19 protein-coding genes are annotated in these 17,478 nt (G+C 36.8%); 17 read left to right on the top strand and 2 right to left on the bottom strand.

Translation table 11 applies throughout. From position 1 onward, the window contains the following. The first annotated feature begins 166 nt into the window (after nt 1–166). The 11 genes from ABS301_RS03185 (at nt 167) to ABS301_RS03135 (ending at nt 10,709) form a co-directional block, all read left to right on the top strand. Entirely contained in the window at nt 167–511 is a 345-nt protein-coding gene (locus ABS301_RS03185) for a hypothetical protein (RefSeq protein WP_349670819.1), read from the top strand. A gap of 1 nt (nt 512) precedes the next feature. Further along, the gene (locus ABS301_RS03180; protein ID WP_349670818.1) at nt 513–1,673 is read left to right on the top strand and encodes a YhgE/Pip domain-containing protein; all 1,161 of its coding nucleotides are present in this window, start codon (nt 513–515) and stop codon (nt 1,671–1,673) included. Between the two features lie 218 nt (nt 1,674–1,891). Continuing rightward, on the top strand, nt 1,892–2,587 hold the full coding sequence (locus ABS301_RS03175; protein WP_349670817.1) for a response regulator transcription factor: 696 nt from the start codon (nt 1,892–1,894) through the stop codon (nt 2,585–2,587). A 4-nt stretch (nt 2,588–2,591) separates the two neighbouring features. After that, complete coding sequence (locus tag ABS301_RS03170) at nt 2,592–3,461, top strand: sensor histidine kinase (RefSeq protein ID WP_349670816.1); 870 nt, start codon at nt 2,592–2,594, stop codon at nt 3,459–3,461. 84 nt (nt 3,462–3,545) lie between these two features. Then, entirely contained in the window at nt 3,546–4,472 is a 927-nt protein-coding gene (locus ABS301_RS03165; RefSeq protein ID WP_349670815.1) for an ABC transporter ATP-binding protein, read from the top strand. Next, complete coding sequence (locus tag ABS301_RS03160) at nt 4,460–5,158, top strand: ABC transporter permease (protein ID WP_349670814.1); 699 nt, start codon at nt 4,460–4,462, stop codon at nt 5,156–5,158. Before ABS301_RS03165 ends, ABS301_RS03160 begins: the two co-directional genes overlap by 13 nt. A 293-nt stretch (nt 5,159–5,451) precedes the next feature. Further along, complete coding sequence (locus tag ABS301_RS03155; RefSeq protein ID WP_349670813.1) at nt 5,452–6,840, top strand: PTS transporter subunit EIIC; 1,389 nt, start codon at nt 5,452–5,454, stop codon at nt 6,838–6,840. A gap of 15 nt (nt 6,841–6,855) precedes the next feature. Beyond that, nucleotides 6,856–8,301 (top strand): glycoside hydrolase family 1 protein, encoded by a 1,446-nt coding sequence (locus ABS301_RS03150; RefSeq protein WP_349670812.1) that lies wholly within the window; start codon nt 6,856–6,858, stop codon nt 8,299–8,301. A 231-nt stretch (nt 8,302–8,532) separates the two neighbouring features. Further along, on the top strand, nt 8,533–8,973 hold the full coding sequence (locus ABS301_RS03145; protein WP_349670811.1) for an Lrp/AsnC family transcriptional regulator: 441 nt from the start codon (nt 8,533–8,535) through the stop codon (nt 8,971–8,973). Between the two features lie 12 nt (nt 8,974–8,985). Further along, nucleotides 8,986–9,606: a LysE family translocator gene (locus ABS301_RS03140; protein ID WP_349670810.1), complete on the top strand. Its 621-nt coding sequence runs from the start codon at nt 8,986–8,988 to the stop codon at nt 9,604–9,606. Nucleotides 9,607–9,662: 56 nt separating this feature from the next. Beyond that, complete coding sequence (locus ABS301_RS03135) at nt 9,663–10,709, top strand: lysylphosphatidylglycerol synthase transmembrane domain-containing protein (protein ID WP_349670809.1); 1,047 nt, start codon at nt 9,663–9,665, stop codon at nt 10,707–10,709. Nucleotides 10,710–10,750: 41 nt separating this feature from the next. Here ABS301_RS03135 and ABS301_RS03130 read toward each other — a convergent pair whose 3' ends face one another. Next, nucleotides 10,751–11,413, bottom strand: a complete 663-nt coding sequence (locus ABS301_RS03130; protein ID WP_349670808.1) for a helix-turn-helix domain-containing protein — start codon at nt 11,411–11,413, stop codon at nt 10,751–10,753. 246 nt (nt 11,414–11,659) lie between these two features. On the opposite strand from ABS301_RS03130, the gene ABS301_RS03125 reads away from it, so the two are divergent. The 6 genes from ABS301_RS03125 to ABS301_RS03100 all read left to right on the top strand — a co-directional run bounded on the left by ABS301_RS03125 (nt 11,660) and on the right by ABS301_RS03100 (nt 16,580). Then, on the top strand, nt 11,660–11,962 hold the full coding sequence (locus ABS301_RS03125) for a hypothetical protein (RefSeq protein WP_349670807.1): 303 nt from the start codon (nt 11,660–11,662) through the stop codon (nt 11,960–11,962). Between the two features lie 335 nt (nt 11,963–12,297). After that, on the top strand, nt 12,298–12,852 hold the full coding sequence (locus ABS301_RS03120) for a PadR family transcriptional regulator (RefSeq protein WP_349670806.1): 555 nt from the start codon (nt 12,298–12,300) through the stop codon (nt 12,850–12,852). Continuing rightward, nucleotides 12,852–14,096 carry a flavodoxin family protein gene (locus ABS301_RS03115; protein ID WP_349670805.1) on the top strand — a complete coding sequence of 415 codons (1,245 nt, stop codon included), beginning with the start codon at nt 12,852–12,854 and terminating at the stop codon, nt 14,094–14,096. The genes ABS301_RS03120 and ABS301_RS03115 overlap by 1 nt, the downstream gene beginning before the upstream one ends. 184 nt (nt 14,097–14,280) lie before the next feature. Further along, entirely contained in the window at nt 14,281–15,915 is a 1,635-nt protein-coding gene (locus tag ABS301_RS03110) for an O-antigen ligase family protein (RefSeq protein WP_349670804.1), read from the top strand. A gap of 33 nt (nt 15,916–15,948) precedes the next feature. Continuing rightward, the gene (locus ABS301_RS03105; RefSeq protein ID WP_349670803.1) at nt 15,949–16,248 is read left to right on the top strand and encodes an MGMT family protein; all 300 of its coding nucleotides are present in this window, start codon (nt 15,949–15,951) and stop codon (nt 16,246–16,248) included. Between the two features lie 32 nt (nt 16,249–16,280). Further along, on the top strand, nt 16,281–16,580 hold the full coding sequence (locus ABS301_RS03100; RefSeq protein ID WP_349670802.1) for a hypothetical protein: 300 nt from the start codon (nt 16,281–16,283) through the stop codon (nt 16,578–16,580). A 60-nt stretch (nt 16,581–16,640) separates the two neighbouring features. On the opposite strand, the gene ABS301_RS03095 is transcribed toward ABS301_RS03100, so the two are convergent. Beyond that, on the bottom strand, nt 16,641–17,363 hold the full coding sequence (locus tag ABS301_RS03095) for a DUF5131 family protein (protein ID WP_349670801.1): 723 nt from the start codon (nt 17,361–17,363) through the stop codon (nt 16,641–16,643). Nucleotides 17,364–17,478 lie beyond the last annotated feature (115 nt).

Genomic DNA, 17,478 nt, shown 5'->3' with positions numbered 1-17,478 from the left:
ACCTCCTGTGTCATAATTATAGTATAGGAACCATGACAATATATGTCAAGGTTTATGTATATGCACCTCAGTCTGAATTTTTATAAAATGTTTAAAAAAAATACTTGCTGACGACGTAACGTCACGTGATAGTATGAAAATATAAAAGAGAGGAAAGGTGATCTATATGGAAAATAGCATGGATAAAAGTTTGTCTGAATCGAAAAGAAATATAAGAATTAGAACACAACAGGGAGAAGTGGAAGTTAACGGCGCCCGTCATAACCGGCCTGGTGTGTGTCCGCACTGCCATAAAGCGATTCCGTTGTCGTCAGTGGTCTTCAAAAAAACAGACGTCAATAAAGGTGTGGCTGCATTTACAGGCAGGCAATTAGCAGCAGAGTATGGAGTTGCAATAAGCCAGCAAGATGAGTCTTTTGCCGATACACAAGAAAGTAAATCTGGAGAATGCCCCTATTGTCACGAGCAGATTCCCATAAACGAGATAATATTCAGGGACGGGAGAGGTTAAAATGAAGCTTACTAAGTTTTTGTTAAGTAAAGGTGTTGTCTATGCCATTATTCTGGCAGTTTTTTATCAGATTGCCATGGTGGGACTTTATATTTACGGCTATCACGTTCTGCCAAATGGGGTGAATCAACTTGCGATTAATGTAGTAAATCAAGATGGTGATAAAGGGGAAGCAATCGAAAAACAACTTGTGCCCACTTTGTCCAAATCATTCAGTAAAGTGATTACTGATAAGGAGTTAACCGAGAGCAAAGAGGAACTGGATAGCCGGCGAATACAAATGATTATTGTTATTCCTGAAAATTTTGTGAGTAACCTGGAAACAGGAAAATCCACAATTGATTTTTATATTGATGAATCAAATACGACTACGGTTATAAATACTATGGAGGCGGTTGCCAAATCTGTAACAGATAATTTTAACCAGGCCATCAATCAGGGTAAATTAACGAACATACTGAAATCACTCAATGTCACGATTACGGAGCAGGAGCAGATTACGGAACAATTGAATAATTCCGTAGTACAGAATAATGTTTATATCAACAAAGCACCCGGCAGTATGGATTATGTAATGACACCTTCATTTTTGTCTATTGCAGCTTACGCGTCTTCTATGGTTGTAGCGATTGTACTGATGAATATTTTCCTCGCTTTTATCCCTATTATAGGAACGTGGAAGGCTTTTCAATATGTTGAAATCACAGGATGTGTTATCGCCGTTGTTGCGCCTTTGTTTGGAGTAATTATGGCAAGAATCTTAATTTCAATTTCTATGCAAAAGTTGATAATCATTTATTTACAGCAGGTTTTTATGCAGATAACAGCGTTCCAGTTTACTTTAATATTCTCATTATTCTTTGGGCAAAACGGTATCTTTATCAATATACCACTGATGCTTGCCCAGACAATCGCCGGAGGTGGAACCATGCCACTGCAGATCATGCCGGATCCATTTAAAGTGATCAGCTATTTTACCCCTATGTACCCCAATACTCAAATCAACTTTGGCATATTGTATGGAGGACCCATGTTTCTTTTTGAGATTCGATTACTGGCAATACTGATCACATCCTCCCTTGTACTCGTATTAATTGTATGGCGTAAATGGTCTGAGATGAAAAACAGCAGGGTTTCAGTATCAAATAACGTTATGGGGTAAACCTCAAATTCTCCTCCAATCTGGCTCATTTTCTTTCTTATATTTTTGAGCTATATTTTTATAAAATTAATATATCTTTCTATTAGAGTTATGATAAGATGTTGGTGTAGAGGACAATATAGTCTGAAATTATGATTATACCGTTATAATATAAAGGTGTTCTCAGAATAATATTGGGAACACCTTTTTTTGCTCTATGAAGAGAGGAAAATTGAAAGATGAAGATATTATTGGTAGAAGATGACAGGGAAATCAGTGAGATGCTGATTGATTTTCTCCAGATGGAGGGCTTTGAAGTCCAGGGCACCTTTGATGGAGAACAGGCGGTAAAGACATTTTTCAGCGGTTCCTATGACCTGGTGATTTTAGATCTGATGCTGCCTAAAATCAGCGGACTGGAGGTTATGAAACGGATTAGAAAGGAAAGTGTGGTTCCAATTATAATTCTGTCCGCTAAAGACACCGAATCGGATAAGATTTTTGGATTGGGACTGGGAGCGGATGATTATATTACAAAACCATTTTCCCTTACCGAGGTGCTTGCCAGAGTAAAGGCAAATCTGCGGCGTACTACCCAGTATTCATCCGGAATGGAAACCCCTGAGGTTTGTTTGGGTTTGGGAGATCTGGAAATGAATCTGGAAAATCATACGGTGCATAAAAACGGGCTGGCCGTGGAACTGACGGCAAAGGAATATGAAATCCTTCGTCTTCTTCTTTCCAATCCCAAAAAGGTTTATACCAAGGCGCAGCTTTATTCTTTTATATGGCAGGATGATTATTTAGGTGATGAAAACGCAGTCAATGTTCATATCAGCCGCCTTCGTACAAAGATTGAGGATGATCCCAGGAAGCCGCAGTATATCCTGACCGTTTGGGGAATCGGGTACAAGCTGGGAAGTGCAAAGGAGTAAAACCATGTCTCTGTTAAATAGAAGAACGTTAAAACAAATTCAGACTGTCAGTGATGAACTGGAGCGTATTTTAGATGAGGATACCAATGAAAAAGTGATGTTATTTACAGAAGATAAGGAAATCAAACATCTATTGGTACAGATTAACCGTATCCTGGAAGACAGGCAGAATGCAAATGCCGGTTATCGCAGATCAGAACTGAATATCAAACGGATGCTTTCCAATATTTCACATGATCTGAAGACGCCACTGACTGTTATTATCGGTTATCTGGAAATGCTTTTAATGCAGGAGACATTTGAAAAGAGTATGATAAAAAAGGTCTCTCATAAAGCCAATGAATTAAAAGAACAGATTGACCAGTTTTTCACACTGGCAAAGCTGGAAGCCGGTGATACAATGCTGACGATGTCTAAAATAGATTTAAATGAATTCTGCCGGGAGATCATTGTTGATTTTTATTATATCTTAACGGAGAAAGATTTTAATGTGAGCATCGATATTCCTCAGTCTCCTGTTTTCGTTTATGCAGACCGGGAAGCGTTGGGACGCATTCTTAATAATCTGATCAGCAATGCAATCCGCTATGGGGATGCAGGGCATTACCTGGGACTGACCCTTCGCAAGGAAGATAACTTTGTGTTTGTGGATGTGGCTGATCATGGGAAGGGAATTGCATATACGGAAATTCCCCGCGTATTTGACCGCCTCTATACGTTGGAAGATTCCAGGAACCGGGAGATCCAGGGCAATGGATTAGGCCTTACCATAGCAAAAAGTCTGGCAGAAAAAATCAATGGTACACTGACATTAAGGAGTATTCAGAACGAGGAAACCGTATTTACTTTAAAACTCCAGCAGCTGGATTATTAGTTCAAGAAAGAAATTCGTAAGATTTATTCAAGAGTTTTGAAGAAATCACTTGCTAGAATTATGGGTATGAAAGGAAGTGACAAAATGCAGACGATTTTAACAACCAATCATTTAACCAAACAAATCGGAGCAGAGACCATTGTATCCGATTTGAACATGCATATTGCCAAAGGAGAAATTTATGGCTTTCTTGGACCCAACGGTGCAGGAAAAACTACGGTGATGAAGATGATCACCAATCAATGGAAACCAACTTCAGGAGATATTGTTTTATTTGGTGAGAAACTGCTCCCTGATTCATATTCATTTTTGAAACGTATGGGCAGCATGATTGAGTTTCCAGTGTTTTACAATGAACTGACGGCGGAAGAGAATTTAAAGCTGCACTGTGAATACATGGGGTATTACAGTCCTGACAGTGTAGAAAAAGCAATGTCCCTGCTGTCTTTGTCAGATAACAGGGGAAAAAAGGTAAAAGAATTTTCACTGGGAATGAAGCAGCGGCTGGGTATTGCAAGAGCTGTTCTTACGAAGCCGGAATTTCTGGTGTTAGATGAACCAACAAATGGCCTGGATCCGGCTGGTATGAAACAGTTCCGCGATCTGTTCCGTATGCTGTGTAAAGAGTATGAGATGACCATTCTTATTTCAAGTCATCTGCTCTCTGAAATTGAAAGCCTTGCACATACCATAGGAATCATTCATAAAGGCAGACTGGTAAAAGAAATTTCGATGAAAGAGCTTACGGATAAGGGGCTTGAGTATCTGGAAATCAAAACATCGGAAATAACCAGGGCTTCCTATGTTTTAACAGAGTGCCTCAATATTTCCAACTTCAAAGTTTTAAATAACAGTCTGATCAGGGTCTATACAAAACAAGCTGCGTCACGGGAGATTATGAAGGCGTTAACGGAAAATCAGATAGAAATTCAGGGATTTCATTCTCAGACAGAGTCTCTGGAGGAGTATTTTCTGAAAGTCACAGGGGGTGAGAGCGAATGTGGAAATTAATCAGGCTGGAATGGAAAAAGTATCCTATGAAAAAATATATAATCAAACAGGCAGTTATAATTGTAGTCCTTGGACTTCTTTTATTTGCAATGTGTTTTAACGTTCCCATTGATGAATTAGGAACATCCGAATCAGTGCCTGAGCTAGAGAATATGGCAGTGCAAATTGATTTGCTTACCAATCTCGTGTTTTTGGTTTTTACTTCTTCCATGTTGTCTTCCTTCATTATCAAAGCGTATAATAATAAAACTCAGAGTCTGATGTTTTGCTATCCCATCTCCAGAAAAAAAATAATACTATCTCAGATGATGGCAGTATGGATTTTCTGTGCGGCGGCTCTTTTCCTTGGGAAACTGTTTATTTGCCTGCTCCTGGACTTATCCTCGGGGGTGGGGACTGGCTTACCTCTCGGCTATGATGTGCTAAGTGTAAATTTTTACTTACAGAACATTTTAAAGACGGTTCTTACTGTGACTCTGGCGTTTATCCCTTTATATATAGGGAAATTGATGAAGTCATCGAGAGCAGTTATTATTACTTCATTTTTATTGTTTTCAGTTATGAATGGAAACATAGGAGATCTGACTTTAAGGGCAAATATGATTCTTCCCGTATTTTTATTTGGTGTTTCCCTGATTTGCGGATTTCTTACTGTGCATAACGTTGAAAAAGAAGATGTGATGTAAATTAAGTTTAGTTTAGCGGCAGTGAAAATTGAATATGAGGATTGTATATATTGTACAAAATAGTATTTGTGATTTTATGAAATATATTACATTGACATAATAACTCTTTTCCCCTATACTAATCACAAGATAGTAACAAGAACACCTGTCGTATTAATAAAATAAGGATTAATCTAAGGATTGTCACTCGTAATGGAGGCATAACCGAGGGTAAACGCACTGATATTGTGCGTTCCCTCGGTTTTTTTATTTCCTCGGAGTTTGAAAAGGAACACAAAAAAAGGAGAACGGATATGTCAAAAAAAGAAAAATATGATGAACTGGCTGTAAACGTGTTAGAGTTAGTTGGTGGAAAGGACAACATCAGCTATTTGGGGCATTGTATGACACGTCTTAGATTTCAATTAAAGGATAAAAGCATTATAAATCTGTCTGAAATACAAAAGCTCCCGGGTATTGTTGGAGCACAGTGGTCCAACGAGCAATTACAAATTATTATCGGACAATCTGTTGGTGAAGTATACAGCATTGTTGCTGCTAAAGCTGGCTTTCAGATGGAAAAAGCCATTGATGAAAATTTAGATAAAGGGAAGAAGAAAAAAATCAGCTTTGCTGCAATAATCGATGGAATTACAGGCAGTTTAATTCCTCTGCTTCCTGCCATCATTGGTGCAGGTATGCTGAAAGTTGTGATTATCTTAGGTGAGCTGACTGGATTATTAACTCCGGATATGCCGACTCATGCAGTACTTACTTTTGCATCAGATGCAGGATTTTATTTCCTTCCCATATTTTTAGGTGCAACATCTGCTAATAAATTCAAAGCAAATATGGGCCTTGGTATGCTACTTGGAGCAATTATGATCCATCCTACCATGGTAGCAAATGTGGCAGGTTCTGTACCTATGAGTATTTTTGGAATTCCTGTATACGCAGCAAGCTATACGAATACTATTTTTCCTATTATTATGACAGTCTATGTGATGTCCCATGTAGAACGGTTTTTCAAAAAAATAGCACCAGAATCAATAAAGGCAATTGTAGTACCTCTTGGAACCATATTAGTTATGCTTCCATTAACCTTAGGATTAATAGGCCCCGCAGGTGCTTTCCTTGGAAATTATTTAGCAACAGCAATTATGTGGTTGTATAAAACAACCGGTTTCTTTGGAGTGGCAGTATTGGCAACCATTTATCCACTATTAGTTCTTACTGGTATGCATGGTGCATTATTTCCATATATGTTCCAGTCATTAGTTACCTTTGGTTATGAACCAATTGTTGCCACTGCAAACGTTTTATCAAATATTAATCAAGGTGCCGCAGCTGCAGCAGTCGCATTTAAATGTAAAGATAAAGCAACAAAATCAACCGCGGGATCCAGTGCAATAACTGCCATTTTTGGCGGTGTAACAGAACCGGCTATGTTTGGTATTAATATGAAATTGAAGAAGCCATTATATGCTTCTATGTTTGGTAATTTTTGTTCAGCAGCTTTCGCAGGTTTAATGAAGGTGTATATGTACAGTTTAGGCGGGAGTGCGGGGATCCTTGGTATCACAGGCTTTGTGGGACCCAAAAGTTCTAACTTTATATTTATGGTTATTAGTATTATTCTGGGTATCATTGTAACTTTTGTAACTACTCTGGTTATTTATAAAGGCGAGAGTATATATCAATAATTAGGAGGAATCACAATGAGTTTTCCAAAGAATTTTTTGTGGGGTGGAGCCACGGCGGCCAATCAGTTTGAGGGAGGCTGGCTGGAAGATGGGAAAGGGGATAGCGTTTGCGACCATATTACAGCAGGGACTGTAAGTACACCACGTTATTTTACCAATGAAATTAAGAGCGAAAACAATTATCCTTCTCACGAAGCGATTGATTTTTACCATAGATATAAAGAGGACATCGCATTATTTGCCGAAATGGGCTTCCGGGTATTTCGATTATCTCTTAACTGGACCAGAATTTTTCCAAAAGGTGATGAGGCAGAACCGAACCAAAAAGGTCTGGATTTCTACAGGGAAGTTTTTGAAGAATGCAGAAAATATGGAATAGAGCCATTGGTAACGATTTCACATTACGAAATACCATATTACTTAATGGACAGATATGGTGGCTGGCTAAGCCGTGACTGTATTAATTTTTACCTGAATTTTTGCCAGACAGTATTTAAAGAATATAAGGATCTGGTTACGTACTGGCTTACTTTTAACGAAATAAACTGTATGATGATGGGAGTCGGTGATATTCTGTCCGGGGGAATTCAAAGCGAAGACGGTCCATTACAGGATTTTTCAGCTGTTCCTACAAGAGAACAGAAGCAAAAAAGATTCCAGGCAACCCATCATCAGTTTGTCGCCAGCGCAAAGGCAGTTGTTCTTGGCCATAAAATTAATCCTGCATTCAAAATAGGCTGTATGGTTGCAGGAGGAGCAATCTACCCCTATACCTGTAATCCGGACGATGTTGTATTAGCCCAGAAGGAAATGAGAATGAACTATTTCTGCGGTGATGTGCAGGTAAGAGGCGAATACCCATATTACACGAATCGTATCTTTGAAGAAATGGGAATCTCAATTGTAATAAAAGACAATGATTTAGATGTACTAAAACAGGGAACCGTTGATTTTTACAGCTTTAGTTATTATATGAGTACTTGTACAACAGCAGATGAAGAAGCTAAGAAAACATCAGGCAATGTCGTTATGGGAGTAAAAAATCCATACTTAAAAGCAAGTGACTGGGGTTGGCAAATTGACCCACAGGGTCTCCGTTACCTCCTTAACGATTTATATGGCCGCTATCAGATTCCAATGATGGTAGTTGAAAACGGACTAGGTGCAGTTGATGTATTGGAAGAAGACAACACCATTCATGATTCCTATCGGATCGATTATCTCAGAGAACACATCAAACAGATGGAAGAGGCAATCAGAGACGGCGTTGACTTAATCGGATTCACTCCCTGGGGCTGTATTGATTTAGTTAGTATTTCAACTGGAGAAATGAAGAAAAGATATGGTTTTATCTATGTTGACAAAGATAACGAGGGCAATGGAAGTCTTGGAAGATTGCGGAAAGATTCTTTTTACTGGTATAAAAAAGTAATTGCATCCAATGGAGAAGATATTGAATAGGCTTTCAAAAAAACTATAAAGTTCTTACGAAGAGCGATCACAATAATAGTGGTCGCTTTTTTCTGCAGATGAAAAGCTAAATTGAAGATATGTAAGTGAGCGTATAAAAAGCTGGTGCATTATTTCGTAATTTTAAGTTTATATGTCTGAAACTTAATATTTTATCGTATTTATAACCAATATTTACTAATAGTAAAGAGCATGATAAGATTAACGAAAGGAGGGATGATAATGGATGGGATTGATTATGCCATACTTAATGAGCTTAAAGAAAACGGAAGGGCCACTGCATCTGAAATCAGTAGAAAAGTAAATCTGTCTATTCCAGCAGTTGCCGAACGAATTAGAAAATTGGAACAGGCAGAGGTGATTCAGCAATACACGATTAAAATAAATCGAAACAAAATAGAAAAACGTCTCTTAGCATTCATCTTTGTTAATATAGATGAAACAGAAAATATTGATAGCTTTAGAAATGTCATTGTGCAATATAATTGTGTTTTAGAATGCCATCACGTCGCGGGCAATTATGATTATTTGTTGAAGGTTATCGTCGAAGATACGCAGGCGCTGGAAGAATTTTTATCAAAGATACTAAAAAAAATAAAAGGTGTCTCAGGCTCCAACACTATTATTTCACTTATCACTCTGAAAGAAGAAATAAATTTTTAAAGAGGTAACGATTTGATTCTAAAAGGACTTAGATTTGGTATGTTATTGCAATTAGCCATTGGGCCAATCTGTTTAATGGTGTTTCACACCTCTACAACATACGGGGCTATATACGGCTTGCACCTTGTTCTTGCAATTGCACTTGTTGATGCTTTATATATTGCGTTATCCTGTGTTGGCGTTGCTGCTATTATCAATAAGGGAAAAACAAATGAAGTTATAAAACTGATTGGAGGTCTTGTGCTGGTTTTATTTGGCGCAAACACGATAGCAGGTGTATTTGATCTGTCTTTTATGCCTCATATCCCACTGTTTTCCAACGTATCAGGTGAGAATCTCTTTGTTCAGGGATTGCTGCTTACGGCATCTAATCCTTTGACCATTGTTTTTTGGAGCGGAATGTTTTCCACACAAATGGTAGAAAACCAGTGGAATAAAAAACAACTTTTTTTCTTTGCTTCTGGTTGTATTATGGCTACTATAATTTTCTTAACAGCTGTTGCATTTGTGGGAAGTGCATTAGGCGGCTTTTTACCGCAGATTATCATGCAATTTATGAATATGGTGGTTGGTATTGTTCTGGCGTTTTTTGGAATAAAGCCGTTATTAATCTATTTAAGACATTTAACATAGGATTTGCCTGCTCTGGTAATAATAAAAAGTATCAACTTCAACATGAGGGATTAATTATGCGGGATAAAATAATCAGTAAAAAAAACCAGATAAGAAGCATCTTAGTTATGACCTCTTTAATGGCTGTCACTATTTCAGTTCTTTTAAAAGAGTATTCCATTAAAGAATTAGTGAAAGTGGCTGGAAGTGTGCATTTTTTATATCTTATTACCGGAATTGCATTGATGTTTTATTATGCAGGGTGTCAGGCCATGAATTTCTATATGATTATGCATCGATTAAAACAGGAGGTTTCCTATAAAAATTGTATTGATTATGCGTACATTGGAAATTATTTTAGCGCAATAACTCCTGGAGCGTGCGGAGGGCAGCCTGCCCAGATGTATTACATGAATAAAGATAAAATCTATGTTGATATCTCTGCCATCACAATATTTTTAATGGTTTTTGTCAGCCAGATTGTAATTGTCTTGATGGGGGGAGTATTTGCGTTGCTGAGATTTAATATATTAGCTAAGTCGGCACGCTGGTTTATCTGGCTGTTACTTGCAGGAACAGGTGTTATGCTTTCCCTGACGGCTGTTTTATCAGCATTGATGTTTTCCAGAATTGTTATCCCATTTCTCATTGACCTTGTTTTAAAGCTGGGCAAAAAACTCCATCTGTTTAAAAAACCAGAAGAGATTAAAGAAAAGTTTGATCTTTTAATAATTTCTTACCGTGAAAAGTCCAGATTGATTATAAAAAATCCGGATTTGTTTTTAAAGGTATTTGTGATCACAGTATTTCAATGGATTGCATACTGTCTTGTATCATACCTGGTATACTTAAGCTTCGGCTACAGGAAGAATGATTGCTTTGATCTGATGGCAGGTCAGTCATTTATTAATATTGCAGTTGCCGCAGTCCCCCTTCCAGGTTCAGTAGGAATTGCAGAAAAAGCATATTTAAACGTGTTTGGTCAGTTTTATCAAGGGGATCAGCTCCCCTCTGCTATGGTCTTAAGCAGAATTGTTAATTTTTATTTTCCTCTATTAATCAGCTATGTTGTATATGCTTTTGCACATCATAGAATTATGAAAGAACAAAGGCGTATTGGTTAGTTGTGTCAATGCTGGCATACGAAAATGAAGAAATATTCTGGTCAAGCCATTACCTCTAATTCCTCTATTTTAGAGATCGTGTTAATATCTATTTCTTTTCCAAACTTTAACAGAACATTTGAATCAGTAAAAGACTGGATGACAACATCTTGATAATCATCATTGCGAAAATCAAAAAATCCTTTTATGAAACCTTCTTTTACAGCTAATTCAACGAATACATGCTTACTGCAAAAATAATTTCTATCTATTATCTTACTATCTTTTTGTGAAATATCAGATGGTTTCGACGCTTTTAACGATGTAATATATTTTTTCCCAATCAGTCCGAACACATTTTCCCTTTTTAATGGCTTTTGGTAGAATAAAAAATCTTCATCCTCATTAATAATAAGAATATCTTCAACCCCATCATTCCACCCATTTAGTTCGATATCATAAAAGTTACCTGCATACTCGGAACAATCTGATTTTTTTTCAGCCTTAACATCTGTTTTATCAATCATTTTTGTATCATCCACCAATTCGTCAACACTAACATCGAAAATTCTTGATATCATTATGAGATTACTTACTTCTGGGACACCACTATTTGTTTCCCACTTAGCAATAGCGGAACGAGACACATTAACTTCTTCTGCCAGTGTTTCCTGCGTAATTCCCTTTTCAGTTCTCAAGCGTTTGATTTTTTCTCCTAATGTCATATAATATCCTCTTTTCTAAACGTTTTACAAAAGCATACAACAAAGGACCATATTAGTCCATACACACATCGTAACCCCACTGTTACTTATCGTAACAATGCCGCAACCACAGTTAATAGGCTGCACAATTATGAGAATAATATGATATAAAAGTGATTATGGCTTGTATGCTTATGCCCTTTGAGCTATATTATTAAAGATACGCTTTAATCAGGATATGTATTTAAAGATCAACAGGAGGATTTTATGGGTGAATTTTTAAATTTGGAAGATTTAATAATGGGCTATTCAGAAACTGGCTACGAAGAAGCAGTTGTAAAGCTTTTGAAAGAGAATGGAATCACTGTTGATGACTTTGAACATATGGGAAAGTGTGATTCAGAGTGCCCTAATTGTGGGAAGGAAAATTTCAGTGTTTGGCAAAAAAATATAGGCTTAATTAAAAACAATGAAATGGTTACGTTGGATTTAGATAAAGCTGATGATATTATAGACTATGCGGTCTATTTGTGTAATAATTGCGGAAAGTGGACAACTTATATTGAATGATGTAAGTGGACTGCATACAGTCTTTTACGGATATTTTAGTTTTCCAAGCACTGGATAAATTGGACAATGAGGAATTCTATAAATGACTTTAAATACGAATCAGATAGTCGTTCATTATTATAAATGGAAGAGACTATCTGATTTATTATTTTATAACTCTTATTCACAACGGTTTCTATCCCGTTTTCATAATTTGTATCATCTGGAATCTCATGATCTATTATATTTAAGTAATGATTTAAAACAACTTGACAAAATACAGAAATAAGAGTAGTGTTCAAATAGTAATATGTCTAAACGACATATTATACTTAATCCAACAAAGGAGTAATTACATGATAGAACTGATCATATTAGGATTTTTATCTAATTATCATCCTCTCACCTTATACGACATAAAAAAGGGAATGGAAAGAAGCACCGAATATTTCACAAGCACAAGTCAGGGAGCAATCCATCCGTCCTTAGTGAAACTTGAGAAAAATGGATATATAACTTCAAAGGAAGAAGTCAAAAATAACAGGACAAAAAAATTATATAGCATTACAGATTCTGGAAGAGAACGATTTAGCATGTTAATGAGGCAGGATTGGGGTTCAGATAAGTATAAGTCCACACAATTACTAAAAATGTTTTTCTTTCATGAGTTAACCAAAGAGGAACGGTTGGAATCCATCAAGATTCATATTAATAACTTTAAGGATATGCGTAGAGACCTGGTAAATATAAGAGCTGAGGGGGATTTACGGCTTGAGGGAATGGGGCTAACCATAGAAAACCATAAGCCGTCTAAATATGAAAATGATGCTCTGGAGTTTGGTCTGGCGTATTCTGATTTTGTTACAGAGTGGTTTGAAGATTATATCAAAAGGATTGAGGAGGAGTCATAATGGTGTCTGTATTTGATTTGGGGATCTGTAAGGATAATGAATTACTGGCTCAGGAAATTAAGAAATATTATATGGAAACAAAAAAAGAAACGAAGATAGTTGTCTATGATACTATGGATACCGAAATAATGGATTGCATTGGTTGCTGGAGCTGCTGGTGGAAGACTCCCGGAACATGTGCTTTAAAGGATGGTGCTGATAAATTATATAAAGACTATATAAACAGTGATGAAGTGGTCATTCTTTTTCATACGGTAAATGGTTTTATTGATGGCAAAGGAAAAACATTTCTGGATCGATTAATACAACATTATTTACCCTACATCAAGTTAAGAAATGGTGAATGCGGACACTTAAAAAGATATGATAAATACCCAATTATTAACTTCTATTTTGAAAAAGACGGATTAAGTAATGAGGAAGTAATGGTCATCAATAATTATCTTGCGCGGATGGCATACCATTTTCAAAGCCCCTGTAAAGAATTGTTATATGAAAGCAACAGCATACGGACAGCTGATGTAGAAATTGCAAAACCAACAGATGAAGTTCTGGCAAGGGAAGTTATTGAAAGAAAGCCAACCGGTAAATGGGTGATTTATAATGGCTCTCCAAGAGGGAATCATTCCAACAGTAAGTTAATTATAGAAAAGATAATGACGGGAATGAGAGAACAAGGGGCTGAAAATATCGTGGTAAGGAATCTGATCAATACGAAAGAACATAAAATGTGGGCAGATAATTTCAGCTCTGCTGAAAATAATTTATTTGTTTTTCCGCTCTATGTTCATGCTATGCCAGGCTCGGTAATGAAATTTTTTGAACTGCTGAAGCCATTTCACAACAAAGAAGTACATATGGCATTTTTCGTGCAGTCCGGATTCCCTGAGACCAGTCAGTCGTACTATTTGAGACCCTATCTTGAGTTAATTACAAAAAGGCTGGGGGTATCCTTTGATGGAACAATCATAAAAGGCGGATTGGAAGGCATTCAGATGAAACCCGAAAAAGCCAATAAGAGGTTATTTGATCAGATGGAGCAAATAGGGAGAACGTATGCGGACAAAGGAATTATGGATTTAAGCCTGAAGAAAGAATATGAAAAATCGGAATACCTGTCTAAAAGTACACAAATTTTATATTCTATATTATCATTAACCGGATTAACAAATTTTTATTGGGACTTAAATCTCAAAAAAAATGGTGCTTATAAAAATAGATTTGCAAAACCATATATAGAATAAGAAAAATTACATAGGGATTCGTAAAACTTCAAATAATCTACATAAATATTAAGAAAGAATCACTTGATCTTTTTCATAATCCCCCAATATACTGTAATGGATATATGATATGCTGAGTCAGGTAATGGAATTTGGCATTAATAATGTGGGATAACAGTAGCAATTTTAAAATGGGGGATTTAATATGAGATCAGACTATGAAAAAACAGAAAAGAATAGTGATATCTTCTCTGAGGCTTATGCATCTGTTATAAATGTAGTAATCAGCTTTTTTACAATATTATTAATATTGGTTTTTCCACTGATATATAATAACTCGTATATAGATATCCTGGTGTTTAAATATCAGTTTTATTGGGGTTGCGTAGTGGTCATGTTAGCGCTTTGTCTGTTTTTTTCTATTATTATGCTGGTAATTGACAGTTCAAAGAATGGGTGGGAGCGTACAAAATTGTTTTTTTCCAGACTGCTGCCGAAGAATTGGAGGAAAACATTTTGCGCGGCCGACATATGGATTATTATGTTCTGGATTATTCTTGTTATTTCAACGTTGCAATCAGATTATTTTTATGAGTCATTCTGGGGTAATGAAGGACGGTACTCCGGCCTGTTTTTATTGACACTATATGTAGCAACCTATTTCATGATCAGCCGATTTTGGAAAGCAAAGGTATGGATTCTGGATTTGTTTCTAATTAGTGGAATAGGGGTATGCTATGTTGGAATCACCGATTATTTCAGAATGGATATTTTAAAGTTCCGTTATAATATTGCGCCCGAACATTGGGATATATTTACTTCAACCATTGGAAATATAAATTTTTATACAGCTTATATTGCTATGATTCTGGGTGTTGCAGCAGCGTGGTTTGCCATCACAAAGAGTCAGGTAAGAGCAATCTGGTGTTATCTGTGTATGGTAATTTGCTTTTTTGCAATTATCATGGGAAGGAGTGATAATGCTTATCTGGCATTGGCCGCTTTATTTGGATTCCTGCCTCTGATATTATTTAAAAGTAAAAACGGGATCAGGCGTTATCTGCTGATAATTGCAACATTTGGAACAGTGATACAATGCATTGACTTTATTAAGCGGGCCTATGGGGATACAGTGATTGGTCTGGACAGTTTATTTGAAATATTGACTAATTTTAATGGTCTGATATATGTGGTTGCAGGACTGTGGGGGGCTTATATTGCATTTTGTCTTATGAGTAAATATAGTTGGAATTGGGCGGATCCGGTTGGCCCGGTTTTGGTGTATGTCTGGGCTGGTTTTCTGTTGCTTTCCGTGCTGCTGGCCGTCTTTCTGATGTTTCATGCAAACGTGGGAGGCAATGCAAAAACGTATGGTACATTAGGGAAGTATCTGGTGTTTAATGACAGCTGGGGAACGAACCGGGGCTATATATGGAGAAAATCCTTTGAATTATATAGAGATTTTAAGCCAATGCATAAATTATTCGGGCATGGGGCAGACACATTTGGAATACTTACCGTTAGCAAAATTGGGGCAGAGATGCCAGAGCGTTTTGAAAATGCCCATAATGAATATTTACAGTATTTCATTACGATTGGGCCCATGGGTTTAATCGCTTATGTTACTTTTCTGGGTTCTGCAGTCTCTCGAATGTGGAAAAGTGTAGTAAAAAAGCCTTATATAATAGGCTGCTGCTTTGCCATAATCTGCTATATTACACAGGCAGTGGTTAATATAAGTGTGCCGATTACATCTCCCATTATGTGGCTGCTGCTTAGTATCGGAATGGCAGCTTGTAATCAAAATAATATAGATTCGCCTGACAGAGCAGTATCATAGCGTATAAATTTAGACGTTTTAAGGAGAAGTGATATGACACAGTTCACTGAGGAAGTGCTTGTAATAATAAAGAGAATACCATGCGGGAGAGTCATGAGTTATGGACAGGTTGCAAGGTTTGCAGGAAATAACAGAGGTGCCAGGCAGGTAGCCAGGATACTCCATTCTATGACTGAGAAATATGATCTTCCATGGCACCGGATTATTAACTCCAAGGGCAGGATATCAATCACGGATGCCAGATATGCAGCGATTCAAAGAGAACTTCTTATATCGGAAGGTGTAGAAGTATCGGAAGAGGGATACATAGATATTTCCATATATGGAATATGACTATATTAATAATACAAAAGTGAGGATAAAAAATGGAACTTAAGCCACAAACTGTAATAAAAATGACCGTAGTTAAGAAAAATAATTATTGCCCAGTTTTTAAAAAAGGCGATGAGATCATTATCAAGAAGCATTGTTTTGATACTACGGTCAATAAATTAGACAAATATTGCTATGCCACCTTGGCAGACATATACCCTAAATGCAATAATTTAAGAAAGCAGGCGGTAGGAGATAAGGATTATTTTGTATGCCGTGATAATGGAATTATTGAAATTGAACTGGAGCGTATGGAAGATGAACTTTATAACTTTGAACAGGAAAATCAGTAAATATATTGGTTATGCTTTCAACAGTCTGATCGGCAGGTAATCCACCTGCCGATCAGATGGTTAGAATAATTTTTGACCATTTAAAACATTAATACCAAATTCTTTCGCTTTTGCTGTTTGTTTAAACGGATTTATTTTTTCTACTATGCCCTCACGCTTAAAAAGCGATCCAGTATTTTTGAACCAAAATGTTTTATTTGCTTTCACGCATTGTTCACGGATATTAAGAACCCACTCATAGTCACATTCACGAGCTTCTCGCCCGGATTCACCACCAACGGTCACATGCTCCACTCCATGAAGATACGGGGTTAGATTTATCGGTTCTAAAAGCGGAGCACATGCGATAAAGCGCCGCTTTATGGGATAGGACAAAAATAACGGAAGCCGGTAATCGGCTAATTCCTGATTTTCCACAGTACAACCGATATTCACATTGTCATACCCTGTGCCCCAATCAGATGGAAGAGATACAGGGAAACGGTCAATCCGCTTTGTTAAAATTAAAAATTCTATATCAGTTCTTTCTTTGATGAAAGCCCAAACAGCTTTACGCCATTCATCTGCTTCTGGAAGAAAAAAATCAGTTGCAAAACAGGTTGCAAGGATTTTATTCCCTTTGATGTTATATTCTCCTTTCGCATTTCTTCTTATGGGCCAATCGAATTCATCTGTTTTTTGTATGGTATTTTGACCATAGCGTTTCCCATACGGTCCGTAAAAATAACAATTTGTACAACCCTCACTTGCTTGATAACAACCAGCCCACGGCTCCCAATTCATAAGCTTCCTCCTCTTTTACCCCCTCTTTGAAATTGATATCCACTAGGTAGTATACTTAATATAACATAGTTATAAATCTGTTTATGATTATAGCATAGTAGATAAGTATAAACAA

It is taken from the genome of Lacrimispora sp. (assembly GCF_031982545.1).
Classification (GTDB): Bacteria; Bacillota; Clostridia; order Lachnospirales; family Lachnospiraceae; genus Lacrimispora.
Note: the sequence above shows the minus strand (reverse complement) of the source record. Positions and strands in the feature narration are given on the sequence as shown.

Excerpts from the sequence above, each read along its gene's own strand:
- ABS301_RS03185 (WP_349670819.1), top strand. The coding sequence starts at position 167 with ATGGAAAATAGCATGGATAAAAGTTTGTCTGAATCGAAAAGAAATATA.
- ABS301_RS03180 (WP_349670818.1), top strand. The coding sequence starts at position 513 with ATGAAGCTTACTAAGTTTTTGTTAAGTAAAGGTGTTGTCTATGCCATT.
- ABS301_RS03175 (WP_349670817.1), top strand. The coding sequence starts at position 1,892 with ATGAAGATATTATTGGTAGAAGATGACAGGGAAATCAGTGAGATGCTG.
- ABS301_RS03170 (WP_349670816.1), top strand. The coding sequence starts at position 2,592 with ATGTCTCTGTTAAATAGAAGAACGTTAAAACAAATTCAGACTGTCAGT.
- ABS301_RS03165 (WP_349670815.1), top strand. The coding sequence starts at position 3,546 with ATGCAGACGATTTTAACAACCAATCATTTAACCAAACAAATCGGAGCA.
- ABS301_RS03160 (WP_349670814.1), top strand. The coding sequence starts at position 4,460 with ATGTGGAAATTAATCAGGCTGGAATGGAAAAAGTATCCTATGAAAAAA.
- ABS301_RS03155 (WP_349670813.1), top strand. The coding sequence starts at position 5,452 with ATGTCAAAAAAAGAAAAATATGATGAACTGGCTGTAAACGTGTTAGAG.
- ABS301_RS03150 (WP_349670812.1), top strand. The coding sequence starts at position 6,856 with ATGAGTTTTCCAAAGAATTTTTTGTGGGGTGGAGCCACGGCGGCCAAT.
- ABS301_RS03145 (WP_349670811.1), top strand. The coding sequence starts at position 8,533 with ATGGATGGGATTGATTATGCCATACTTAATGAGCTTAAAGAAAACGGA.
- ABS301_RS03135 (WP_349670809.1), top strand. The coding sequence starts at position 9,663 with ATGCGGGATAAAATAATCAGTAAAAAAAACCAGATAAGAAGCATCTTA.
- ABS301_RS03130 (WP_349670808.1), bottom strand. The coding sequence starts at position 11,413 with ATGACATTAGGAGAAAAAATCAAACGCTTGAGAACTGAAAAGGGAATT.
- ABS301_RS03125 (WP_349670807.1), top strand. The coding sequence starts at position 11,660 with ATGGGTGAATTTTTAAATTTGGAAGATTTAATAATGGGCTATTCAGAA.
- ABS301_RS03120 (WP_349670806.1), top strand. The coding sequence starts at position 12,298 with ATGATAGAACTGATCATATTAGGATTTTTATCTAATTATCATCCTCTC.
- ABS301_RS03115 (WP_349670805.1), top strand. The coding sequence starts at position 12,852 with ATGGTGTCTGTATTTGATTTGGGGATCTGTAAGGATAATGAATTACTG.
- ABS301_RS03110 (WP_349670804.1), top strand. The coding sequence starts at position 14,281 with ATGAGATCAGACTATGAAAAAACAGAAAAGAATAGTGATATCTTCTCT.
- ABS301_RS03105 (WP_349670803.1), top strand. The coding sequence starts at position 15,949 with ATGACACAGTTCACTGAGGAAGTGCTTGTAATAATAAAGAGAATACCA.
- ABS301_RS03100 (WP_349670802.1), top strand. The coding sequence starts at position 16,281 with ATGGAACTTAAGCCACAAACTGTAATAAAAATGACCGTAGTTAAGAAA.
- ABS301_RS03095 (WP_349670801.1), bottom strand. The coding sequence starts at position 17,363 with ATGAATTGGGAGCCGTGGGCTGGTTGTTATCAAGCAAGTGAGGGTTGT.